Here is a 21,477-nt window from a genome sequence, read left to right on the forward strand (position 1 = left end):
TCCTGTTCTCAGTTGCCCGAACGAATCGCCTTCAACTGCTTCCGCAGCTTGTCCTGCTCCGCTGGCACCAGCCGTTTGAACGGCGCCGACTTCTCCAGGTCCATGTTTTCGATGGCGTCATGCAATTGGTAGCGCTGTCGTTCCGCTGGCGTCGCCAGTTCGTAGGCTTTGATCTTGTCGGGATTGGTGAGGTATCTGAACAACAACTGCGGCACCGGATGGTCTGAATCCTGTTGCGCCTTCTCGATGTCATCGTCGGTCAGACCGCTGTAGTCCGGCTCGTCGCCGCGGCGCAGTGCGGCGGAAGCCGCGCGCATGACCTGCTTGCGATGCGCCTCCTCGGGCGTCTTGGTGAAATCGCCCCAACCTTTCGCGCCGCCGCTCATCACGTAGTCCTGGAACGCCGAGCGCACAACCGTCGCCGGTGCGCTGTTGATGCCGAAGAAGTGACCGACCTGCTGCAATGCGCTTTCGTGGTGCTGCTGGCCCTTCGTGAAGTTGCCGACCGAGATCGGCACGAACTTCGAGGCGATGTACTCGGCGACTTCCTTGGCCTGCTCCATGACGGGGGCGTCAGCGTTGCAGTCGAGCCAGCAATGCTGCCGTCGCTGAACGTCGCGACTCCGTTGACCCGCAGCAATCTCGGCGGCGTTCACGACACGTCCTCCACGCGACACGCCCAACGGCCGTTGCTGCCCTTGCGCCAGCCGTGCACCTCGAAGCGCCAGCCGGCGGCGCGGATGTCCAAATCGCGCTTCATCGTGAAAAACTGCGGCGATTGCTCGAATCCGAAATTTTGTTCAGCTCCGTAATTTTTCATGCGATTTCCTTGTTGCTCAGGAGAGTGTCAACGGCTTTGTCGGTTTCATTGGCCGGCCAGGTGGCGATGCTGCCAAGCTTGCGCGGCGGCGGCAGAAGGCCCTTTTCTACCAAGTCATACCATTTGGACTTGCCGCAAAACCCGTAGTGGGTCCAGGGTTGGCGAAGGTAGCGGGGGGAATGTTCCCGCGAGTGTTGCGTGAGATGAGACATGCTTGCGTCCTCAAGATTAGGACGCAGCGGCTGCTCGCGTCCGTTCGCGCTGGCGCGAACGGGTATGAATAATGTGCGCGCGGCGCGAACGAATCGAACGGCGAAATGTACCTATTTTCCCGCAGGAGCTTCCGCTATGCCGTCCCTGCACGCCCCCCAGGCTGCACGAACAACGGCAAACGCCTCGTTTTCGATATCCTTGTCTTGTATGTTCACGTCGGCGCCGTACTGATCTTTCAGGCGACATACAATCTCGTCGCGCAGTTGGTCGGGCATGGCTTCCGCTACCATCTGGAACGCCCCGTGGTCGACTTTACTTCCCGATAAGGAGTGCCGTTTTTTGTCCGGTCCCTTCCCTTCGCGATAGTCTGAAACGAGTTGCGCGATCGCGCGACAGCGTTCCCATTGTTCGTGCTCAGCGATGGTTTGCAGCTTGCTCGGCCTACCTTTCTTGGTTGCGCCGAGCGCCGCCTTCCACCGGTGTTTTGCTGGAGTGACTAGAACACACTCGAGTGCGTCCGCTGCGATGTTCCTGTCATGCATCGATAACGTGTGAGTCGATGTTCGAAGCCGTCGAATGACTGCCCGCAATTCAACTTCGTTGAAAAAATCGCGCTCGGCGCTATCACGCAGATTCCCTTCGTCGTCGGTGTTCGGGCGTGGCATATGCGCGCACCTCCTGCGCCCTTCAAAAATCGCCACGGCAGCGGGTGAAGGTTCCCCGCGTTCGGCTGGCCGGCCTAGCCGTGGCGGTTCGGTCAAGCCGCTGCGCGCAATTCCACGCGCAGGCCCATGTCGGCCGCGATGTTCACCAACGCATCCAGCGAGAACCGCGACAGCCGCCCACGCAGCAAGTCGTTCATGCGCGGCTGGGTTACGCCTCCATGCTTGGCGGCTTCGCCCTGCGTCCACTTCTTGCGCTCGACGTGCTTCTCGATGCGGTGCATCAGTTCGGCGCGCAGGCGCAGGTTGGCCGCTTCCTGCGGCGTGTTGGCAATGGCGTCGAAGACGCTGGCATAGGCTTTCGTGGTCAAGGCATCACCTCTGGGTTGTTCGCAGCAGCCGTACCAAGCGCGACCGTGCAAGCTCGATGTCCGTCTGCTCAGTGCGTTGCGTCTTCTTCCGGCTGGCCGGCCTAGCCGTGGCGTTCGGTCAGGCTGGAACGGCAGCAAGCTTCAATCCCAGCGCAGCGCAAACGCGTTGCACCGTCTCGAAGCGCGGCTGCGAATTGGCACGCAGCGCCTTGTAGAGCGCTTCACGAGCGATACCGGCGGCCTTCGCAATCTCCGTCATGCCGCGCGCGCGGGCAATGTCGCCGAGTGCGGCAGCCAGCAATGCGGGATCGTTCTCCTCGAGCACGACGGTCAGGTATTCCGCAATGGCCTGCTCGTCCTCCAGATGCTCCGCCATGTCAAATTCTGGCAGTTCGGAAACCTTGATTTTCTTGCGCATGAGTCAGTCCTCCAGTTTGGCAGCGAGTTTCTTGGCGGCAGCGATATCGGCTTTCTGTGTGGACTTCTCGCCACCGCCAAGCATCACGATCAGAACTGTCCCGCGTCGGATGAAATACATGCGCCAGCCAGGGCCGAAGTCTTCACGCATTTCGCTCACACCTTCGCCAACAGGTTTCACGTCGCCCAAGTTACCCAAGGTGGCCTTGCGCAACCTCGTCAACAAACGGCGCTTCGTCATGCCATCTCTGATACTGGAAATCCAAGCGGTGAATTCAGGAAGTTGTTTGATCGTGAACATGGCGTATTGTAATCGAATGATTACAGGAAATCAAGGGCAGCATGCGCCCGTCCTTGGGCGCTTGGCTGTTTCGTTACGGTTGCTTCGCCGCTATGTCGAGCATTCCGGCGACCATTCCGGTAATGAAGTCGATCCCAACACCGGCATTCGCACGATCGTCGCCGCCAAACTCGCCATTCCATTCGAATCGAGTCATGACCCGCTGCAGGACATGCGCCGCTCGGGCAAGCTCAAGAGCATGGCCGGACAACACACTGAATTCATCCTGGCCGACGGAGGCGAACAGCGGCGGTACGTCGAGCACGATGCGGGACTCGCGCGGGCCGGCGTTCAAGATGATGGACTGCGGACGAAGGCGAGAAACAGAGAAATCAACGAACTCGACGCCGGTCGAGGTGTGCAGGTTTACACGGACGGGACAGGCTGCGTCGGCGGCGGATTGCAGGTGGTTAGTGGCGGCGTTCATTGCGCACCTCCCTTGATCCTCTTAATCGATGCGACCATGGCAGCATCCGCCGCTTCAAGTAGGAATTTGGCAGCGAAGGCGATAGCGGGGGATTCGTCCCTGTGGGTGCTCGAAACCATGATGCTCAACAGTGTGTCGGCGACGCCTCGCGCGTTCTCAGCAAAGTCAACGGCTTCTCTGGTCTCCACGCCTTCTTCCGTAGCGAATAGAAAGTCGCCATTGCTGACGATGTGAAAGCTGATGCCATGAGTGACGGTGCTTTGCGGTTTCATGCCGCACCCCCTGCGCTCTGCTGGAGCAAAATCCCGAAGGCTTGGGCATCCTCGGGCGTCAGGGAAAGGCAGGTGCGCGGGCCTTCGTCCAGGCCGGGCTTGCTGGCGGCGGATCGCATGCGCACGTACACGCGCGGGCCGCGGGTGCCGTGGACGGTATCGTGTACGCTGACACGCTCGACTTCGATGGAAAGCCCGCTCGTGACGATGCGGGCGGTGTTGGTGTTGCTCATGGTGGACTCCTGTAGTGGCTTGGAATCCGTCACCAGCGACGCCAATCGTGGGTGACGGACGATGCGGGTTGGCGTACCGGCCTACAGGAAACCGGCGAGCCTTGCGGCTCCCGCGCACCGTCCGTCATGGGACTGCGCCGCCCGAAAGCCGGGCATGAAAAAAGCGCCGGGCTTTCGGAAGCGGCGCTTTGTGCGCCTGTAGGAAGTCGGGACGCCAACCCCGGTCGCCGATTTTGCGGCGACGGCGACTTTGTACGCCTTTCCGCGCCGACTGTCAAGCGCTTTGTTGAATTTCTTTCAACAACTGTTGTATCATCATCAACATGAAGGCGACCCTGGTCCAGAGAGAACGCGCGCCACTGGACGACGACTCCTTTGTTGAGATCATCATCTGGGCCGTTTCCGAACCCGTGCCGCCCGCGACACATGGCTTCAAGTACCGACTGGCGTATGTGACCAACGAAACGTGCGTCGTGCGTTACGACAACGAACGCGGCAAGGGCGATCACAAGCATGTGGGCGACAAGGAAGTGCCCTACACCTTCACCACACTCGACAAGCTGACCGCCGATTTCTGGGCCGACGTTGCCCGACGGAGACGCTGAAATGAATACCACCACCCTGACAATCGGCATTGGCAACATCGAGGACGTGAAGCAGCGCATGAAGGCCGCTTTCCGCGGCAAGAAGGACACGACGCCCCGATACACCTTTTCGTCTGCGGAAGCGATGGCGCGCGCTCTCACGCCGAGCCGATGGAGTCTGATTACGGCCATGACCGGCGCCGGCCCAATCGGCGTGCGCGAGCTGGCGCGTCGTGTTGGACGCGACGTGAAGGGGGTGCACAACGATGCACAAGCGCTCGTTCTGTGCGGCTTGATGGACAAGACCGGCGACGGCAAGCTGCTGTTTCCGTACAAGCGGGTGAAGGTGCAGTTTGACGTGCGCGCGGCGGCGTAGGTGCGACCTTCCCGACCGCAGACGGAACCATGTTCACGCTGGCGACGTTACAGCGCCAGCCCTGCCAGCGCCTTCGCAGCATGCTCGCCGCGCAGATGCCCGTAGTGTTCCTCGATCATCTTGACCGACGTACCACTGACCTTAGCAACAGTGAACAGATCGAGGCCGCCAGTGATCAAGTCGGTGATCGTGGAATGACGCAACGTGTACGCCGTCGTGCGTTCGGGTAGTTCTGCGGCGCGCACGGCGTCCTTGATCGGCCCTTTCCAAGCATCCTTGACCCACGGCCTGCCATCCGCGCGCGTGAATAGGTATGCGCCCGGCAGCTTGTGCCGCGCCTGCTCCTTGAACAAGGCGACGGTTTCAACAGGCAGCAGGATGCGCCGATCCTGGCCGGCCTTGTCCTTGGCGATCACGAGTTCGTTGCGGCGCGCGTCGAAGTCGCCGACCTTGAAGGCGGCCAGTGCGCCAGGTCGCACCGGTAGCGCGCACAGCCCGCGCACGAATGCGGCTGCATCCGCGAGTAGCGCGGCAATCAGGGCTTTGCGCTGGTCGCGATCCAGGTAGATGTTGCGACGCGCACCCGTACCTTTGTGCGGGCGCAGCGCGCTATCCCACGCGCGGGCGGTCAGGACAGCGCCATCGTCCAGCGCTTTGTTCAGCGCCGCGCGGAAGCACACCATGTCCCGGTTTACGGTCGCGCGCGATCGCTTGCTCGTGATCCGCTCGCCCTTCTTACCGTAGCTCACTACCGGCAAGTCCTCCAGCCGTTGGCGCCATGCCTTGACGTGCTTGTCGGTCAGCTTGAGCAGCACGACCTTCTCGATCGGATCGCCGTACACGTATTGTGCGAATCGCCGGCGGGCTTCCTTCGCTCGCGTCTCGCCGTCACGCGCCAATGCCTCCGCGTAGCTCTCGCAGGCTTGCCTGACGGTCAGCACGGCATTGCTTCCACCGCCGGTCAGATGATCGAACCATTCCTCGGCCGCTTTCTTCGCTGCGGTATACCGATCGCTCGGAGGCATCGTGGCGAAGTCGCCGAGTGTCTTGGCTGGCCGGTTCGGATGCGTGTCCGGATCGTAGTAGCGGGCGATCCACGTTGAGCCGTTCGCGCCTATACGCACCCCGAGGTACCGACCAGCGCCGAGTTTCTGCCAATAAGGCTCACGGCGCGCGCCCAAGCGATCGCGGTTTCGTACTGTGGAAAGGTCCATCGCCGCCCCTCAAAATCATTTGTATGGAAAGCGTATGGAAAATATAGGCGCACGTCAACGGACGGCGGCGAACGAAGAAATGGCGTTATTATGCGGTTTCTGTACTTCAGCGAACTTCGGTGGACACCAATTCCCTACCTTGAGGTGGTAGCGCCGTAAGGTGTGGGGGTTCGAGTCCCCCCTTGGCACCAACGTAGTATCCGGAGACGTTCCAAGAAATCCGGTGAACATCACGAAACCCGCGAGAAATCGCGGGTTTTTTGTTTCCGGACGTCCCAAACGATCCGGCAGCATCCGAAGAAATTGTGAGCAGAGTTGCGAGTAGATTCAATAAGGACTGAACCGCCCCGGGTATGTCGGAGGCTCCCACTCTTGAGAGGATGGAGCAATGACAAACACGAAGTATTCTGCGGAAGTGAGAGAGCGAGCGGTGCGGATGGTGCGCGAGCACCAAGCCGAATACGGCTCGGAATGGGCGACGATCGCCTCGGTGGCCGGCAAGCTGGGCTGCACGTCGGAGACGTTGCGGCGCTGGGTGCGGCAGGCGCAGGTCGATGAAGGCCGGCGCGAGGGGTTGAGCACGTCCGAGCGTGATCGGCTCAAGGCGCAGGAGCGAGAGATTCGCGAACTGCGCCAAGCGAACGAGATCTTGCGCAAGGCGTCGGCGTATTTTGCCCAGGCGGAGCTCGACCGCCGGTTCAAGCCATGATCGCGTTCATCGACGATCACCGAGCCATCCATGGAGTCGAGCCGATCTGCCGCGTGCTGCCGATCGCTCCGTCGACGTACCGCCGCCACGCGCGGGAACGTCGCCATCCGGATCGACGTTCGGCGCGGGCGCGTCGTGACGACGACCTGTGTCAGGCGATCCGGCGCGTCTACGCCGAGAACCTGCAGGTGTACGGCGCGCGCAAGGTATGGCGGCAATTACTGCGTGAGGGCGTGCGCGTGGCGCGCTGCACGGTCGAGCGGCTGATGCGCAGGCTGGGCCTGCAAGGCGTGATCCGCGGCAAGCCGGTGAAGACCACAGTCAGCGACAAGGCCACGCCGTGCCCGCTGGATCGCGTCAACCGGCAGTTCCACGCCGACCGTCCGAACGCGCTGTGGGTCAGCGACTTCACCTACGTGTCGACGTGGGCGGGCTTCGTCTACGTGGCCTTCGTGATCGACGTGTTCGCGCGCCGCATCGTCGGCTGGAAGGTGTCGCGATCGGCGCGCACGGACTTCGTGCTCGACGCGCTGGAGCAGGCGCTGCACGATCGACGACCGGTGCAGCAAGCCCTGATCCACCACTCCGACCGCGGCGTGCAGTACGTGTCGATCCGCTACACCGAGCGGCTGGCGCTGGCCGGCATCGAACCGTCGGTCGGCCGCGTGGGCGACTCCTACGACAACGCGCTGGCCGAGACGATCAACGGGCTGTACAAGGCCGAGGTCATCCACCGCCGATCCTGGCCGAACCTGGAAGCCGTGGAAATGGCGACGCTGGCGTGGGTGAACTGGTTCAACCACCACCGCCTACTCTCCTCGATCGGACACCGACCGCCGGCGGAAGCCGAAGCGATATATCATCAGCAACAGCAACACCGTGAGATGCCGATGGCGGCTTGACTCACACCAACCAGCCTCCGACGTTCCCGGGGCGGTTCAGGATGTCTTTTGAGGAGCCCGTTGGTCATTTCCCTTCCCTATGGAAGACGACTGCGCAGAAATTTCTTCGGCCGCTTGAGTCGGGCGGGAAGAGTTGCCGCCGGCATTCTTCTGCTCCGCCGCTGCATTGGCGCCTTCCGTATTCGTTTTCGTCGCCGCTTTCTGCCTGACGACGACTGTCTGTTCGTTGACGAAGTGATATTCCAGCCCGGTTCCCTCGAGCAGCTTGGTCAGCGCGTCCTTCGTCGACATATCCCCTTTCAGTACCGGTGCCACACGCCCATCCACCAGCGCGGGCGCAACCATGACATTGATGTTCGCCTGCGCGCCGAGCGCTTTGAGCGATTCGGCCAGCGGCTGCGCCGGCAGGTTGAATGCTGCCGTCTGCGCCAGCGCCGCGAGCGGCGAAAGCGCCAGAAGAACAAGAAACAGGATTACGGAACGGGCGGTACCAGTCATGAAAGCTCCCCTCGAGTAGGCAGTCCGTCGCGGCGGTGATTCGGGTCTCTGCGTACTAGACACGCGAGACGCCGAAAAACCTCCGGCCCTACTCTGCGCGGGGATCGCGCGAACTCGGCACGCCGCTGAGCACGATCGCGCCGGCCCGCGCCTCGATCTTGAGCCGATACGTTTCGGCCACGGCTTGCGCGAAGTCCTCGGAGTCGCCGGCACTGAAGGTTCCCGTGACCTGGGCCTGCCCGGCCTGCGGCGTTTCGATCCTGAGCTTCACGTTGCTGTAGCGGTTCATCTCCGCAATGGCGTCGACGAGCGGTGTGTGGTCGAGGATCACGCGCCCGCGCTGCCACGCCGTCACTTTTTCGAGCGCGGGCCGGTCGAGCTTGGGCGGTTCGTGCGCGACGAACGTGAGCCGCTGCCCGGGCGAGAGAGTGAACGCTTCGCCGGCGGCGTTTTCCGGGCGCGGAGAATCCGCGGACGAGGGCGAGTCCGCTTGCTGGCTTGCCGAGGCCACCGTCACCTTCCCTTCCACCAGCGTCACGGCCACGCGCTGTTCGTCGCGCCGCACGAGGAAGGCGGTGCCGAGTGCGGTGACCTGCCTGCCGCCCGCGGTGACGACGAACGGCCAGTTCGGCCGCTTCGCCACTTCGAAGAAAGCTTCGCCCTGATCGAGTTCCACACGCCGCACGCTGCGGTCGTAATGCACTTCGACGCGGCTCGCGGTGTTGAGCGAAATGCGCGTGCCGTCTTCGAGGCTGAACGTGCGCTGCTCGCCGACGCGCGTCGCGAGCCCCGGATCGCGCAGCATCCACAGCGCGCCGGTCGCGGCGACGACGAGCACGGCGGCGGCCGCGAGCGCGCGCGGCCAGGTAAGCACGAAGCCGCCGCGTGGCCAGCGCACGAAAGCCGGTAGCGGCGGCTTGGGCAGGTGCTCGGCGCCCACCCAGATTTCGTTCGCCATGTCGAACGCGGCGCGATGCTCGGGACTCGCGGCAAGCCAGCGCTTGAAGCCGGCCTCGGTCTTCGCAGAGCGCTCCTCGCCGTGCAGACGCGCGATCCACGCGGCCGCTTCCGCACAGGCCGCGGCCGAGGGCGTTCCGTCGCTCGCGGGCTTGCCGGCCGTCGCGTTCATGGCAGTCGTTCCTCGTGCCGCCGCTTTTCGAGCAGGATCGTCATCGCGCGCGCGATATGCTTCTCTACGGTGCTCACCGGCAAATCCATGTGCCGCGCTATCTGCGCATAGCTGAATCCGTGCAGGCGGTGCATGAAGAAAATCTCTCGCGTCTTGCGGCTTACCGCATCGAGCGTGCGCTTCATTTCATCCAGGCACTGCTCGCCCGACAAAACCCCTTCGGGCGGCGGCGCGGGATCGATCAGGACGAGCTTTTCGAGCGGCTCGTCCGCATAAAGCTCGGGGTGCGCGTCGCGATCGCGGTTCAACGCCAGGCGCTGCACGGTGCGCACGAGCACGGCCTCGGGCTCGCGCACGTCGCCGCCGCGCTCGCAGTATTCGAGCATGCGCACGGCGGCATCCTGGACGAGATCTTCGATCTCGTCGCGGCGCCGGCCGCGGCGCGACAACACGCTGTGCATCTTCCTGAGGTACTGGGCCCACCCGCTCATGGCGCGCAGATTACACCCGGCGCATCGGCTTGGGAGCGGAAGAAAAATATTTGTGCGGGCGTGGAGGTTTTTGCCGCGCTGGCGTGTCTATGCGGACGGAAATCCGCCCGTGCGTCGCGGAGTTGGTGGAAACGGCTCGGGCCAAAAGCAGAGATTCAAAGTGCTTTCGGCGGTTACCGTCCAGCGCATCTCCGCTAGGCGCCGTTGGCTTTTCGCGCAGGCATCACCCGCCGGCGACCGGTTTTTCCTCGTGTCCGGCATACTTTTTTTCGCCGGCTTTCACCGCAAGCCGCACTACCTCGCCCTTGCCGTCCTTCTGCGCGAAACGGTTTTCCGGCGGCGGCACCGGGCAAGTTGCGTATGGGGTGAACGCGCACGGCGGGTTGTAGGCGCGGTTGAAGTCCACCACAACCGTGCCGTCCGCTGCCACCGAGCCGGTGTGCAGGAAACGGCCCACGCCGTAGGTTTCCTTGCCGCTGGTCGCATCCTTGAAAATGAAGTTCAGGCCCTTGGCCGGATCGCCGGTGGCTTCCAGCCGCCAGGTCTTTCCATCCTTGTCGAACTCGACATAGCCGGGGTTGGGGGTTTCGTTGACATTGCCGATGATGTTGGATATCTGGATGGTCGTACCCGGCGGATGCGCTATGAAACGTGCCTTCACCTGCCATTGCTCATCCGGCGGGAAAACATCCAGTCCCTTGAAGTGCAGCCGGTCGGGCGAATCGGCGTGACGCACGCGCAAAGCCAGGCGGCCCTGGCGATCTATGACGGTGATCTGGCCCTTGCCGCCGTCGTAACCCAGTTTGGTGTCGCCATCTTTTCCTTCGGGTTTCAGTTGCACCGTGCCTTGCAGCGGTTTGCCATCCGCCGTGACCTTGGCGCCATCGGCTGCGCTGAAAAACAGCGCACCATCGTGTTGCTCCACCTTGCCCAGTTTGTCCGGAGCGATCAGCAGGCGGATGTCGTTGCCCTCGCCGCCGCCGACGCTCGCCTGCTTGCCGTCCACCCAATGCAGGCCGATCAGACTCGTCCAGCCGTCGGGCCGGGTCAATTCCGCTTCGCGCTCCTTCACCCATTGCGCGTGCTGGCTTTTGAAATCGGAGACGGCTTGCGATGCGCCGCCTTCGGCCGCGTCGACAAGCGCCGGCGTGCCGCTCAACGCCAACAGTGCCGCCGCGAATGGCCACGAGGCATCGGCAGCGCCAACACCCGCAGACAACGCCAACGCAACGGAAATGGGGAGGACAAGATGTTTGCGATAGTCGGGTGAAGTTTTCATGGTGAAATTCCGGATGAGTAAAAACAAGTCAGCTACAAAGAATACTGTTGGGATATGAAAAGCCCGGTGGGTTACCAGTTGCTGCCGATATTCAAGTAGAGATAGCGCCCATAGTCTTCGTACAACGCGGGCAGGTAGTTGCCGCCAGCATCGAGCGGAGGCTGCTTGTTGAACAAATTGCGCGCACCGATTTCGATATAACCGCCCTTGAAGAAGTCGTGGCTGAAGTCCTTCCTCAGGGACAAGGTCCACAACTGGGTCGACTTGACCTTTTGTGGCGCAGTGGCGGCAACGTAGCTGTACGCAGCACTGGTCACGCTGCCGATGTAGTTGTCGCGCACACGCACGGTCCAATCGGCGTAGTTCCAGATCAACGCGGCACTGCCGCGCCATTCCGGCTTGGCGCCATTGAGGCCGACCTGGTTGTACGCGGCCAACGTGGCGGGGTTGACGATTCCGACCAGTTGGCCGCTGGCAATCGCTCCGGCCACGGCTTGTACCTGTGGCAAGGGAGTCTGCGAATAGCTTTGCAGTTGGCTGACATCGACGAGGAACGACCAATTGCCCCATGCGGTATCGCGCTTGCGCCAACTCAGGTGGTAGTCGATTCCCTTGGCAGTGAGCGGCTGACCGTTGACATAATCGGTCACCACGTATTGCAACGCGCCGACCGGGGCGATGCCGGAACCGGCAAACTGCGCGACGTCTGCGGCGGTCGGAGCCAGGCGAACCACGTTTGGATTGGAGCCTTGGCCGGTGGCGCGCAGGTAAGCGTCGTACAACAGCTCATTGGTGGTGCCGAGCGAGGTGATCGGATTTTCGATTTTGATCTGCCATGCGTCGATGCCAATGCTGAACTTGCCCGTAGCCTCAGGCAGGAATTTCGGTTCAAACACGAAGCCGTACGAATACTGCTTGCTGGTTTCCGGCTTGACGGTGTTTTTATCGTAAGTGGTGCCGGTATCGACAGTCGGATAGAACACCGCGTTGCCGCTGTTCGCGGTGACGCAGTTGCTGTATGTGGCATAAGCGCCGCTTTTTACCGACGCATCGCATCGAATCAAATCGAGGGTGCTGCCGCCGCGCCAGATGGTTCCGGAATTGGCCAATTCCAGAGCCGGCGCGTGGAAGCCGCCACTGACCGAGCCGCGCAGCAACAAGCTGTCCACCACGCTCCATGCCACGGCGAACTTCGGCTTGGCCACGCTGCCGGCATCGCTGTAGTCCTCGTAGCGGCCGGCAATCTGCAAGTCCAAGGACCTCACCAGCGGGATTCCCAATTCGGGCGACACCAGCGGTACGGCCACCTCGGCGAAGACCGATTTCACGTTGCGGCTGGCATGGATATCGGACGAGTAGCTGGTCAGGAAGACATTGCTGGAGTTCACATTGCCGGTGTACCAGTCGGTGTATTGGATGGTGCCGTCTACGTTCGGGTCGCGGTCGTCGGACGTGGTTTCGTGGCGCAGCTCGACACCGGCGGCCACGCCGATGTCGCCGGCGTACCAATGCACCGCGTCCGGGCGGTTGATCTTGAAATCCCACAACCCCAGCGTGTTGGTGCCCACGCGAGTGGCCCAACCGACGATGCCCGAGATGTCGGAGGGCGTGGCATCGCCATAGCTCGGGTGCGCGGGGTCGCCGCCGTTGAAGGGGTTGTAGGCGCTGGCAGTGGTGCCGTTCAGTGCGGCGACGAATTCGTTGAACAGCCCACTCTGCTGGCTGTCGATGGTGCGCGAACGCGAATACAACAAGGCCGTTTCCCAATTCCAGCCATTGTCCGTCCAACCACGCAAGCCCGCCAAGGTGCGTAGTTCCGAATTGTCGTCCGTCAACTTGCGCAACGGATCATCGGCAAGGTTGTAGTTGATCAAACGAATGGTATCGGCGCCTGCGTTGGCCGCCGCTGTTTTCAGCGCCTGCGGTACCCAATAGGCATTGAGGTTGATGTAGACGTAGTTGGGAACCGTGGAGCTGAGGACGGAGTCGGGATCGCTGGCAAACCAAGTGCTGGACTTGGCGCGGTAATAGCCCAGTTCGCCGAATAGCTGCAGCGAGTCGGTCAGGTCGTAATGGGCATTGGCGAAAAAATTGCCTCTGTTGATCTGCGGTTCCTGAGTGACGCCCGGCACACCGGCGGTATCGTATTTCAATGAGGTCGGGAGCGCTCCTTGCTTGATCGCGCCCGTGGTATCGACGTAATACGGCGACCCCACCGTGGATACCGTTCCGTCGGCGTTTTTCTTCACCAGTTGGAACTGCCCCCACGGCGTATACGAACTCAAGCCGCCGGCCGTGCCGTTCGGATCGGGTATCGCATCGCCATCGGAAGAGATGCTGCGGCGATCCGTCGCGGTATACCACTGATCGCTGTTCAACTGCGCGCTCTGGTGCGAAACGCCATACAACACGCTGATGTTGCCGCGGCCGCCTTCAAAATCGCTGCCCCAATAGCCGTTGACGGAGCCGTTGGAGCGGTGCGTGCCTTCCGCATGCCCGTATCCGACTTTGACGCCGCCGCCGTTGAGACTGCTTGGCAGAACCAGGTTGACCACGCCGGCGATCGCGTCGGAACCGTATACCGCCGCTGCGCCGTCGAGCAGCACGTCCATGCGGTCGAGACCGAAGGTCGGAATGGCATTCGCGTTGTACGACGGCGTATTGCCGCTCAACGGATATGCGACCGTGCGACGGCCATCGACCAGCAACAAGGTGTATTGGGAGCCGATGTTGCGCAGGTTGATCGAAGCGACGTCGCCGCGGGCGTAGTTTTGATTGCGTCCTTCGTTGACGACTTTCTGGGTGAAGGCGACATCGCCGAATTGCGCCAAGTCGCGAAACAGCTGGTCGCCGTTGGCGGCGCCGGTGGAGTCGATCTGCGCCTTGTCTACCTGGATCACCGGCAAGGCGGCATCCGCGCTGCCGCCGGCGATCTGCGAACCGACCACCTGCACCGTGTCCAGCGTTTTCGCGTCTTTGTGTTTCCCTTCGGCATCGGTGTTGGCGCTGTCGCCGTTCGCATTCGCGTTCGCGGCGTCCGGCGTTGGCTGCGCGTGCAAAGCGCCGCTTGCCAACATGACATACAGCGCCAAAGCGAACGGCGCGCGGACCGGAACGAAGCGCCGAGCATGCGCAGAAGTGTGTTGGAGCATTGAAGTGGAAATCCGTGCGAGGGTGATGGGCGTCTCGCAAGGTATTGACGAAAGTTTCCACGCGGAAATTCCTTTTACCCAGGTGCTTATGCCGAGCGCTGGCTACGCATCGGTTGCGCGCAAACGGTATTTGCACATGATGATGCGGCATGTGGCCCTGCGGCCTGTATACCGCAGAATGGCGCTCCTCATTCAATGCCACCGATGGAACCGCACGTTCATGCACATCACGATTCGCAAACATTCCCTTGTCGTTGCCGCCATGCTCGCGCTGGCCGTATCGCTTTCCATTGCTGCGCTGGGCAGCATCGACACCATATATGCCGCCGAAGTCCATGCTGAGGACGCTTCACCGCTGCGCGATTATCTGAAAGCGAAGAAACAAGCCATCGTCGCCCAGCAAAAGCAGGACGCTGCGCCAACTCGCTTGCATGCCCATGTCATCGCCGAAGGCCGTTCCGGCGTGCGGCGTTTGCGCATCGGCGACAAGGAGCAATTCCAGTGGCTCAGCGACAGTCCCCGCAATGGCGCAGGTTTCAACCTCGCTCCCGGTTCGTGGGAATCGCTGGTCGCAATGCTGTCCAGCGCGGTGGCCGACGAATACGTGGTGCAGGCGGCGTTGAAAGACATTCCGCTGGATTCGCTGGATATCGTGTTCACCAGCATCCCGCAACGCAAGAGCGCCACGCTGGCCTACCCGAACAATCTTTCCTACGAGGCTTATATCCAATCGCCGGTGTCGGATGCGAAATTGGAAGAACTGAAAATCGCCGTGCATGCCAATTCTTCGGTCATCGACTTGGTGACGCAGCCGCATCAAGTCAGTCCACTCACTATCGAGTACATCCAAACGCCGGCGCAACGCGCTCCGAACTCGCAACCGGGTTTGCGCGATTTCATCACCGAAGACCAGGTGCCGGTGACGAAAGGCACGTTGAAACCGAGCGAGCCGAAACCGGCATCGACGCAACCGCGCACCCTGATTGCGCATACCCGCGTCGAACCGAACACCGGCTTGCGCCAGACTTGGCTGGGCCATGACAATTATTTCCAGGCGCTGCACGACAGTGCAGCGGGCCTGCTCGGCCGCGGCCTCGCCCCGACCGTGGAAGAAAATCTGCTCGGCGTAGTCACTACCTGCCCGACCCACATCTTCGAAATCCAGGCAGCGGCGCGTGGAGTGCTGCTGGACAAGCTCGAACTCACCGCCGACGCCGACCTCAGCCCACGTTTCGGCAAGAGTGTCACTTCGCCTGCGCGCTACGGGTACATCACCTATAAAGTGAAAGTCGAATCTCCGAACAGTGCTGCCGATATCGATGGTTTGGCCAAAGCGGTGGAAGATACTTGCCCGCTCTACAACCTGGTCAAGGACGCGCAGAAGTTGGAAGGCAAGATCGTGCATCATGCTTATGTCGCCGCGGCGCAGTAATTCCCGACTTCGCGAGAATCACCCTATCTTGCTCCCGCAAAAGCATCTTTCTGGGAAAGACGCCAATGGCGCTGCGTACAGCGCCATTTCTGTGTATCAGCTACACACAAGCCGCAAATAATGCGGCATCTGCCAATCTTGTTATTGACCGGCCTGCCTGGATTGGTACAGTTCGGGCTGCGGTTCTATTTTCCGCTGGTCAGCGTCTTCAGATAGCGATAGTAGAATTCCGCGGAATCGTCGAACGCCTGCACGCGTACGCGCTCATCGCGCCCGTGCATGCGGTTGTCATCGCGGTCGATTACGGTGCCGTTGAAGCCATAGGTCGGAATGCCGGCCGCCATCGTGTAGATGCTGTCCGATGCGCCCGTCGCCATGTCGGTCACGATCGGAATGCCTGGCCACATCTTACCGACGACGGCGTTGAGCGCCTCGAACACGTCCTTGCGCGGCGGCGGCGGCGGGAGTGCCTTGCGGTCGGAGCCGACGTCTAGGGGCTTGTCGGTCTGCGGATCGACGTAGCGCACCGCCAGCTTCGGCTCGGCGAAAACCTTGATCAATTCTTGGCGCACTTCTTCAGACGAATGGCCGGGCAGGATGCGGCAGTTGACGATCGCCGTCGCGCGCTGCGGCAACGCGTTGTTGGCATGGCCGCCGTCGAGGCGCGTGGCCACGCAGGTCGTATGCACGGACGAGTTGTAGCGCGGGTCGCGGCTCAGGCGCGCGACCGCGTCGAGATCCGGCGGCGTCGCGAGCGCGCCCTTGATGTCCTTGGCGCGCGCGCCGTCCTCGATCGTCTGCATATGTTCGAGCCAGCCGCGCGTGACCGTGTTCAATTCGAACGGAAACGAAGCCTTGCTCAGGCGCACGAGCGCGTTCGACACGTCGTAGATCGGATTCTCGGCCTTCGGCAGCGAGCTGTGGCCGCCCGAATCGGTGGATTCCAGTTCGAAATCGGCGTACAGCTTCTCGGTCGCATCGACGTTGAACGCGGTGGCCTTGCCCGCTTCGGCATCGACGCCGCCCGAGTCGGGATTGATCGCGAATTCCGCGTCGACGAGGTCGCGATGGTTCTTGAGCAGCCAGTCGACGCCATTGTCGGTGCCGCCCTCCTCGTCCGCGGTCAGCGCGAGGATGATGTCGCGGTCGGGCACGAAGCCTTCCTTCTTCATGCGCAGCAATGCGGCCACGGCGACCGCGTCGGAATTCTTCATGTCCTGGGTGCCGCGGCCGTAGAAATAGCCGTCCTTCTCGATGAATTTGAACGGATCGAGCGACCAGTCTTCGCGCTTGGCCTCGACCACGTCGAGATGGGCGATGATCAGCACCGGCTTGTGCTTGCCGCTGCCGTGCAGGCGCGCAACAAGGTTGCCGCGCTTCGGATTCGCGCCGACGAGCACCTGCGCGTCCTTCGGCGCGAAGCCCGCGTCGAGGAAGCGCTTCTGCATCGCCTTCGCCGCGTCCGTCGTGCTGCCGACCGAATCGGTGGTGTTGATCTCGATCAGTTGCTTGAAGATCTCGCGCGCGAGCGGATCGGGCGGCGTCGCAGCCTGTGCGGCGTTGATCGCAAGGGCGACGGACAAGGCAAGCAGGGTCTTGGGCATGGCGGCATTCACGGCGGTGGAAAGCCCGCATCATGCCACAGCGGCGTGCCCGATTTTTGATTCTCCGCGTAGATCGGGCGGGCTCGATGAATCGAGCCCCTACTTGTGCCGCGCCCGCAGTTCCTCGATCACGTCGACGAACTCGATGCCACGCGCACGCAGCAGCACGAGCAGGTGGAAGATCAAGTCGGCCGCTTCGCCGCGCAGCGCCGCCTCGTCCTGCGCCACCGCGGCCAATGCGGTTTCGACGCCCTCCTCGCCGACCTTCTGCGCGATGCGACGCACGCCGCTTTCGAACAGCTTGGTCGTATAGCTGCCGACCGGCCGTTCGCGCTCGCGCTGCGCGACGAGCGCATCGAGTTCGGCCAGGAATGACAACGCCGGTTCGGAACCGTCGCCGAAACAGCTTTGCGTGCCGGTATGGCAGATCGGCCCGATCGGGTCGGCTGCGACAAGTATCGTATCGTTGTCGCAATCGGCGCGCAGCGACTTGAGCCGCAGGAAATGCCCCGAGCTTTCGCCCTTGGTCCACAGGCGCCGCTTGCTGCGGCTGTAGAACGTCACCTTGCCGCTTTGCCGCGTCTGCGCGAGCGCCTCGGCATTCATGTAGCCGAGCATCAGCACCGCGCCGCTGCGCCAGTGCTGCACGATCGCGGGCAGCAGGCCGTCGCCCTTGGCCCAGTCCAGCCGGCTGGAATCGAAATCATTCATAGGCGCACCGGGATGTGTTCGTCGTACAGGAAAGCTTTCAGACTCGGAATCGCGATCGCGTCGGAATGGAATACGCTCGCCGCGAGCGCGCCGTCGACGTCGGCATCGCGGAACACGTCGCGGAAATGTTCGGGCGTGCCGGCGCCGCCCGAGGCGATCAGCGGCACCTTGCAGATCGCGCGCGCGGCGCGGAGCTGTTCGACGTCGTAGCCGTGGCGCACGCCGTCGGAGCCCATGCAGTTGAGCACGATTTCACCGGCGCCGCGATCCTGAACCTCTTCGATCCAGGACAAAACGCGGCGCGACAGCGCGCGCGTTTTCGTCGGGTCGCCGGTGTACTGGCGCACGCGCCATTCGCCGTCGTCGTCGCGCAGCGAATCGACGCCGACGACGACGCATTGCACGCCGAACGCGTCGGCCAGCTCGTCGACGAGTTCCGGCCGTTCCAGCGCGGGCGAATTGACCGAGACTTTGTCCGCGCCCGCATGCAGCACCGCGCGCGCGTCGGCGACGCTGCGGATGCCACCAGCGACGCAGAACGGAATGTCGATCACGCGCGCGACGCGCGCGACCCAATCGCGATCGACCGAGCGGCCCTGCGGGCTCGCCGTGATGTCGTAGAACACGAGTTCGTCCGCGCCTTCGTCGCGGTAGCGCTGGGCGAGATGGACGATGTCGCCCATCTCGACATGGTCGCGGAAACGCACGCCCTTGACGACCTTGCCGTCGCGTACGTCGAGGCAGGGAATGATTCTTCTGGTCAGCACGACAAACGCCCTTCTTTGCTCGTCATTCCAGCGAAAGCTGGAATCCAGCCTTCGATTTTCCGGCAGTGCGAAAGGATCAAAAGAAAGAGCTGGATTCCAGCTTGCGCTGGAATGACGGCAGGAGCGGAAGTACCGATCAACATGCCAATGCTTCCACAAGCGTCAACCTCCCCTCGAGCAGGCTACGGCCGAGTACAACCCCACCCACGTTCTGCTCGCGCAGCGCACGCACGTCGGCGACATCGCGCACGCCGCCCGAGGCGATCACCGAAAACCGCGGCGCGATGCGCTGCACGTGCGCGTAGAGATCGAGGTTCGGCCCGGACAGCATGCCGTCGCGGCTGATATCCGTGCACAGCAGATGCTTTGCGCCCGCGCCGGCGTAGCGCGGCGCGAGTTCGTCGAGCGTGGCGCCGGAGCTTTCCGTCCAACCCGCGCTCGGCAGGCGCCAAACACCATTCTCGTTGCGCGTATCGAGCGCGATGCAGAGGCGATCCTCGCCATAGCGCGCGAGCCACCGCTCCACTTTTTCCGGCTCGCGCACGGCGACGCTGCCGACGACGACGCGCGCCACGCCGGCATCGAGCAGACGCTGCACGTCGTCCTCGCCGCGCACGCCGCCACCGGCCTGCACGGCGAGGCGCTCCGCGGCGGCGATCTTCTCGATCACACGCAGGTTCTCGAACGCGCCGGACTTGGCGCCGTCGAGATCGACCAGATGCAGCCATGCCGCGCCGGCGTCCGCATAGTCGGCGGCGAGCGCGCAGGCGTCGAATTCGTAGCGCGTTTCCTGCGCATAGTCGCCTTGCTTGAGGCGCACGACGCGGCCGGCACGCAGATCGATGGCGGGGATGATTTCCATTCTGTTCAATGCCACAAAATACCCTGACGTCATTCCGGCAGGGACTGCCGGAATCCAGGAGCCAGGGATGGCAACCTCGCAAATCCGCAGTCACGCCGACTCCGGCATCCATGCGGTCTGGGTCCCGGCAATCCATGCCGAGACGACGAGCTTGCTACAGCGAAATGAAATTCTTCAGCAACTTCGCGCCGACCGCCGCCGAGCGTTCGGGATGGAACTGCGCGCCATAAAAATTATCGCGTCGCACGACAGCGGAGAACGCGCCGCCGTAGTCGCAGCTCGCCAGCGTGTAGTCGCCGACTGGGGCGGCGTAGCTGTGCACGAAATACGCGAACGCGCCGTCCTCGATGCCTGCCAGCAACGGACTTTGCCGCGCCACGCGCAGCGAGTTCCAGCCCATATGCGGCACGCGCAGGCCGTCGGTGCGCGGGAAAAGCTTCAACTTCGCCGGAATCAGGCCGAGACAAGGCGTGTCGCTTTCCTCGGAGTGCGCGAACAGAAGCTGCATGCCGAGACACACGCCGAGCACGGGTTGGGTCAGCCCGCGCACGACGTCGACCAGACCCGATTCGCGCAGGCGCGCCATGCCGGGCGCCGCCGCGCCGACGCCGGGCAGGATCACGTGCGTCGCCGCGTGGATCTCGTCCGCATCGCTCGACAGCGGCGCATCGATGCCGAGGCGCTGCAGCGCGTAGCGCACCGAGCCGATGTTGGTGCCGCCGGCGTCGATGAGGACGACGTTCGCCATTACAGCGCCCCCTTCGTGCTCGGCAGCTCGGAACCTTCGCGCCGCAGCGCCACGCGCAACGCGCGCGCGACCGATTTGAAGCAGGCCTCGACCATGTGGTGCGCATTGTCGCCGCGCACGGCCAGATGCAGGTTGGCGCCGAGCGTGTCGCACAGCGAGCGGAAGAAATGCGGCACGAGTTCGGTCGGGATGTCGCCGACGCGGTCGCGCGGGAACGTTCCGTTTGGAGGCGGCCCGTCGAAAACGAAATAGGCGCGGCCGGAAAGATCGAGCGCCGCGCGCGCGATCGTTTCGTCCATCGGCAGCGTGATGTCGACGGCGGCCGCGGCGTTCTCCACTTGCGCCGCTGCGCCGTAGCGGCCGATGCCGCGCTTGTCGCCGAGCGCCTGGCGCAACGCCGTGCCGAGCGCGAGCGCGCAGTCCTCGATCGTGTGGTGTTCGTCGATATGCGTATCGCCCTCGCACGCAAGCTCCAGCGCGAAGCCGCCGTGCTTGCCGATCTGTTCGAGCATGTGGTCGAAGAAGCCGAGTCCGGTATGAACCTTCGGTTCGGCCGTGCGGTCGAGATCGACCTGCACCGCGATGCGCGTTTCCTTCGTGTTGCGTTCGATCGACGCGCGCCGCGGCGCATCGCACAGCTCGTGCGCGATCGCGTTCCAGTCCCACTCGCCCTGATTCGATGAAGCACCTCCGAGACGAAAGCAGCGGATGCCGAGGTTCGCGGCGAACCGCACATCGGTCTCGCGGTCGCCGACCATCGCCGAAGCGGCGCGGCTCCAGCCGTCGTCGGCCAAGTAATGGCGCACGAGCCCCGTGCCGGGCTTACGCGTGTCGCGGCCCTCATGGGCGAAGCTCGGATCGATCAGCACTTCGCGGAAGCGGATGCCCTGCGAGGCGAAGATGCGCAGCATCAGTTCGTGCGGGCCGTCGAACGCGTGCTGCGGAAAACTATCGGTGCCGAGGCCGTCCTGATTCGTGATCATCACGAGTTCGTAGCCGGCCGCGACGATGCGCGACAGCGCCGGGATGACGTTGTCGACGAGTGCGAGTTTCTCGTAGGAGTCGATCTGGTAGTCGGCCGGTTCGACGATCAGCGTGCCGTCGCGATCAACGAAAAGCAGCTTGCGCGCACTCATGTCAACACTCCGGCTGGATACCTGCGTCGCGCGACGTGCGCGCTGTTCCGCTATCGAAAAGCGCCCCCTCACCCAACCCTCTCCCCCGCGCAAGCGCGAGGGGGAGGGCCATGTTGGCGTCGGTATTC

The 21,477-nt window shown here is 62.9% G+C and carries 25 protein-coding genes and 1 other annotated feature; of the genes, 4 read left to right on the forward strand and 21 right to left on the reverse strand.

Translation table 11 applies throughout. From position 1 onward, the window contains the following. Positions 1-8: 8 nt before the first annotated feature. The 9 genes from QM741_RS17125 to QM741_RS17165 all read right to left on the reverse strand — a co-directional run bounded on the left by QM741_RS17125 (position 9) and on the right by QM741_RS17165 (position 3,755). A complete protein-coding gene (locus tag QM741_RS17125) occupies positions 9-656 on the reverse strand; it encodes a hypothetical protein (protein WP_415208840.1) in 648 nt (215 codons plus the stop codon). Positions 657-816: 160 nt separating this feature from the next. Further along, on the reverse strand, positions 817-1,032 hold the full coding sequence (locus QM741_RS17130; RefSeq protein WP_415208841.1) for a hypothetical protein: 216 nt from the start codon (positions 1,030-1,032) through the stop codon (positions 817-819). 111 nt (positions 1,033-1,143) lie between these two features. Beyond that, the gene (locus QM741_RS17135; RefSeq protein WP_415208842.1) at positions 1,144-1,698 is read right to left on the reverse strand and encodes a hypothetical protein; all 555 of its coding nucleotides are present in this window, start codon (positions 1,696-1,698) and stop codon (positions 1,144-1,146) included. A 92-nt stretch (positions 1,699-1,790) separates the two neighbouring features. Next, a complete protein-coding gene (locus QM741_RS17140) occupies positions 1,791-2,066 on the reverse strand; it encodes a helix-turn-helix domain-containing protein (RefSeq protein ID WP_415208843.1) in 276 nt (91 codons plus the stop codon). A gap of 118 nt (positions 2,067-2,184) precedes the next feature. Further along, the gene (locus QM741_RS17145; RefSeq protein ID WP_415208844.1) at positions 2,185-2,484 is read right to left on the reverse strand and encodes an addiction module antidote protein; all 300 of its coding nucleotides are present in this window, start codon (positions 2,482-2,484) and stop codon (positions 2,185-2,187) included. A 3-nt stretch (positions 2,485-2,487) separates the two neighbouring features. Next, on the reverse strand, positions 2,488-2,784 hold the full coding sequence (locus tag QM741_RS17150) for a type II toxin-antitoxin system RelE/ParE family toxin (protein WP_415208845.1): 297 nt from the start codon (positions 2,782-2,784) through the stop codon (positions 2,488-2,490). 73 nt (positions 2,785-2,857) lie between these two features. Next, positions 2,858-3,250, reverse strand: coding sequence for a hypothetical protein (locus QM741_RS17155; RefSeq protein WP_415208846.1), 393 nt, complete (start codon positions 3,248-3,250; stop codon positions 2,858-2,860). After that, positions 3,247-3,522, reverse strand: a complete 276-nt coding sequence (locus tag QM741_RS17160; protein ID WP_415208847.1) for a hypothetical protein — start codon at positions 3,520-3,522, stop codon at positions 3,247-3,249. The genes QM741_RS17155 and QM741_RS17160 overlap by 4 nt, the downstream gene beginning before the upstream one ends. Next, positions 3,519-3,755 carry a hypothetical protein gene (locus tag QM741_RS17165; protein ID WP_415208848.1) on the reverse strand — a complete coding sequence of 79 codons (237 nt, stop codon included), beginning with the start codon at positions 3,753-3,755 and terminating at the stop codon, positions 3,519-3,521. The genes QM741_RS17160 and QM741_RS17165 overlap by 4 nt, the downstream gene beginning before the upstream one ends. A 323-nt stretch (positions 3,756-4,078) precedes the next feature. Between QM741_RS17165 and QM741_RS17170 the strand changes: the two genes are divergently transcribed. Together QM741_RS17170 and QM741_RS17175 are read left to right on the forward strand one after the other, a co-directional pair. Next, complete coding sequence (locus tag QM741_RS17170; protein ID WP_415208849.1) at positions 4,079-4,360, forward strand: DUF6516 family protein; 282 nt, start codon at positions 4,079-4,081, stop codon at positions 4,358-4,360. A gap of 1 nt (position 4,361) precedes the next feature. Then, positions 4,362-4,715: a transcriptional regulator gene (locus QM741_RS17175; RefSeq protein ID WP_415208850.1), complete on the forward strand. Its 354-nt coding sequence runs from the start codon at positions 4,362-4,364 to the stop codon at positions 4,713-4,715. 47 nt (positions 4,716-4,762) lie between these two features. On the opposite strand, the gene QM741_RS17180 is transcribed toward QM741_RS17175, so the two are convergent. Next, positions 4,763-5,839, reverse strand: a complete 1,077-nt coding sequence (locus QM741_RS17180; RefSeq protein WP_415208851.1) for a tyrosine-type recombinase/integrase — start codon at positions 5,837-5,839, stop codon at positions 4,763-4,765. A 478-nt stretch (positions 5,840-6,317) separates the two neighbouring features. Here QM741_RS17180 and QM741_RS17185 point away from each other — a divergent pair. Further along, a protein-coding gene (locus QM741_RS17185) for an IS3 family transposase (RefSeq protein WP_415206723.1) occupies positions 6,318-7,540 on the forward strand; the annotation gives its coding sequence in 2 pieces (ribosomal slippage) (positions 6,318-6,600 and positions 6,600-7,540; 1,224 coding nt in all). Further along, positions 6,593-6,709, forward strand: a sequence feature (AL1L pseudoknot). Its footprint overlaps the gene before it by 117 nt. A 36-nt stretch (positions 7,541-7,576) precedes the next feature. Here QM741_RS17185 and QM741_RS17190 read toward each other — a convergent pair. From QM741_RS17190 to QM741_RS17210, 5 genes are all read right to left on the reverse strand, one after another. Further along, on the reverse strand, positions 7,577-8,038 hold the full coding sequence (locus QM741_RS17190; protein WP_415208852.1) for an STN domain-containing protein: 462 nt from the start codon (positions 8,036-8,038) through the stop codon (positions 7,577-7,579). Positions 8,039-8,126: 88 nt separating this feature from the next. Continuing rightward, complete coding sequence (locus QM741_RS17195) at positions 8,127-9,167, reverse strand: FecR family protein (protein ID WP_415208853.1); 1,041 nt, start codon at positions 9,165-9,167, stop codon at positions 8,127-8,129. Continuing rightward, positions 9,164-9,658, reverse strand: coding sequence for an RNA polymerase sigma factor (locus tag QM741_RS17200; RefSeq protein ID WP_415208854.1), 495 nt, complete (start codon positions 9,656-9,658; stop codon positions 9,164-9,166). The genes QM741_RS17195 and QM741_RS17200 overlap by 4 nt, the downstream gene beginning before the upstream one ends. 223 nt (positions 9,659-9,881) lie before the next feature. Beyond that, positions 9,882-10,964, reverse strand: a complete 1,083-nt coding sequence (locus tag QM741_RS17205; protein WP_415208855.1) for a DUF1684 domain-containing protein — start codon at positions 10,962-10,964, stop codon at positions 9,882-9,884. A gap of 44 nt (positions 10,965-11,008) precedes the next feature. Continuing rightward, complete coding sequence (locus QM741_RS17210) at positions 11,009-14,089, reverse strand: TonB-dependent receptor plug domain-containing protein (RefSeq protein ID WP_415208856.1); 3,081 nt, start codon at positions 14,087-14,089, stop codon at positions 11,009-11,011. 4 nt (positions 14,090-14,093) lie between these two features. Here QM741_RS17210 and QM741_RS17215 point away from each other — a divergent pair, with 4 nt between their 5' ends. After that, positions 14,094-15,521, forward strand: coding sequence for an OsmC family protein (locus QM741_RS17215; protein WP_415208857.1), 1,428 nt, complete (start codon positions 14,094-14,096; stop codon positions 15,519-15,521). A 185-nt stretch (positions 15,522-15,706) separates the two neighbouring features. Here the strand turns inward: QM741_RS17215 and QM741_RS17220 are convergent, their stop codons facing one another. From QM741_RS17220 to hisB, 6 genes are all read right to left on the reverse strand, one after another. Then, positions 15,707-17,125, reverse strand: a complete 1,419-nt coding sequence (locus tag QM741_RS17220; protein ID WP_415208858.1) for a M20/M25/M40 family metallo-hydrolase — start codon at positions 17,123-17,125, stop codon at positions 15,707-15,709. Between the two features lie 99 nt (positions 17,126-17,224). Then, positions 17,225-17,836, reverse strand: coding sequence for a bifunctional phosphoribosyl-AMP cyclohydrolase/phosphoribosyl-ATP diphosphatase HisIE (gene hisIE / locus QM741_RS17225; RefSeq protein ID WP_415208859.1), 612 nt, complete (start codon positions 17,834-17,836; stop codon positions 17,225-17,227). Continuing rightward, a complete protein-coding gene (gene hisF, locus QM741_RS17230) occupies positions 17,833-18,603 on the reverse strand; it encodes an imidazole glycerol phosphate synthase subunit HisF (protein ID WP_415208860.1) in 771 nt (256 codons plus the stop codon). Before hisF ends, hisIE begins: the two co-directional genes overlap by 4 nt. Positions 18,604-18,739: 136 nt before the next feature. Next, a complete protein-coding gene (hisA, locus tag QM741_RS17235; protein WP_415208861.1) occupies positions 18,740-19,465 on the reverse strand; it encodes a 1-(5-phosphoribosyl)-5-[(5-phosphoribosylamino)methylideneamino]imidazole-4-carboxamide isomerase in 726 nt (241 codons plus the stop codon). A 154-nt stretch (positions 19,466-19,619) separates the two neighbouring features. Then, positions 19,620-20,213: an imidazole glycerol phosphate synthase subunit HisH gene (gene hisH / locus QM741_RS17240; RefSeq protein ID WP_415208862.1), complete on the reverse strand. Its 594-nt coding sequence runs from the start codon at positions 20,211-20,213 to the stop codon at positions 19,620-19,622. Continuing rightward, complete coding sequence (gene hisB, locus QM741_RS17245; protein WP_415208863.1) at positions 20,213-21,349, reverse strand: bifunctional histidinol-phosphatase/imidazoleglycerol-phosphate dehydratase HisB; 1,137 nt, start codon at positions 21,347-21,349, stop codon at positions 20,213-20,215. The genes hisH and hisB overlap by 1 nt, the downstream gene beginning before the upstream one ends. Between the last annotated feature and the right edge of the window lie 128 nt (positions 21,350-21,477).

The sequence above is a fragment of the Rudaea sp. genome (genome assembly GCF_047601565.1).
Taxonomy (GTDB): Bacteria; Pseudomonadota; Gammaproteobacteria; order Xanthomonadales; family Rhodanobacteraceae; genus Rudaea.

Excerpts from the sequence above, each read along its gene's own strand:
- QM741_RS17130 (WP_415208841.1), bottom strand. The coding sequence starts at position 1,032 with ATGTCTCATCTCACGCAACACTCGCGGGAACATTCCCCCCGCTACCTT.
- QM741_RS17135 (WP_415208842.1), bottom strand. The coding sequence starts at position 1,698 with ATGCCACGCCCGAACACCGACGACGAAGGGAATCTGCGTGATAGCGCC.
- QM741_RS17145 (WP_415208844.1), bottom strand. The coding sequence starts at position 2,484 with ATGCGCAAGAAAATCAAGGTTTCCGAACTGCCAGAATTTGACATGGCG.
- QM741_RS17150 (WP_415208845.1), bottom strand. The coding sequence starts at position 2,784 with ATGTTCACGATCAAACAACTTCCTGAATTCACCGCTTGGATTTCCAGT.
- QM741_RS17155 (WP_415208846.1), bottom strand. The coding sequence starts at position 3,250 with ATGAACGCCGCCACTAACCACCTGCAATCCGCCGCCGACGCAGCCTGT.
- QM741_RS17160 (WP_415208847.1), bottom strand. The coding sequence starts at position 3,522 with ATGAAACCGCAAAGCACCGTCACTCATGGCATCAGCTTTCACATCGTC.
- QM741_RS17165 (WP_415208848.1), bottom strand. The coding sequence starts at position 3,755 with ATGAGCAACACCAACACCGCCCGCATCGTCACGAGCGGGCTTTCCATC.
- QM741_RS17170 (WP_415208849.1), top strand. The coding sequence starts at position 4,079 with ATGAAGGCGACCCTGGTCCAGAGAGAACGCGCGCCACTGGACGACGAC.
- QM741_RS17175 (WP_415208850.1), top strand. The coding sequence starts at position 4,362 with ATGAATACCACCACCCTGACAATCGGCATTGGCAACATCGAGGACGTG.
- QM741_RS17190 (WP_415208852.1), bottom strand. The coding sequence starts at position 8,038 with ATGACTGGTACCGCCCGTTCCGTAATCCTGTTTCTTGTTCTTCTGGCG.
- QM741_RS17195 (WP_415208853.1), bottom strand. The coding sequence starts at position 9,167 with ATGAACGCGACGGCCGGCAAGCCCGCGAGCGACGGAACGCCCTCGGCC.
- QM741_RS17200 (WP_415208854.1), bottom strand. The coding sequence starts at position 9,658 with ATGAGCGGGTGGGCCCAGTACCTCAGGAAGATGCACAGCGTGTTGTCG.
- QM741_RS17210 (WP_415208856.1), bottom strand. The coding sequence starts at position 14,089 with ATGCTCCAACACACTTCTGCGCATGCTCGGCGCTTCGTTCCGGTCCGC.
- QM741_RS17220 (WP_415208858.1), bottom strand. The coding sequence starts at position 17,125 with ATGCCCAAGACCCTGCTTGCCTTGTCCGTCGCCCTTGCGATCAACGCC.
- hisIE (WP_415208859.1), bottom strand. The coding sequence starts at position 17,836 with ATGAATGATTTCGATTCCAGCCGGCTGGACTGGGCCAAGGGCGACGGC.
- hisA (WP_415208861.1), bottom strand. The coding sequence starts at position 19,465 with ATGGAAATCATCCCCGCCATCGATCTGCGTGCCGGCCGCGTCGTGCGC.
- hisH (WP_415208862.1), bottom strand. The coding sequence starts at position 20,213 with ATGGCGAACGTCGTCCTCATCGACGCCGGCGGCACCAACATCGGCTCG.
- hisB (WP_415208863.1), bottom strand. The coding sequence starts at position 21,349 with ATGAGTGCGCGCAAGCTGCTTTTCGTTGATCGCGACGGCACGCTGATC.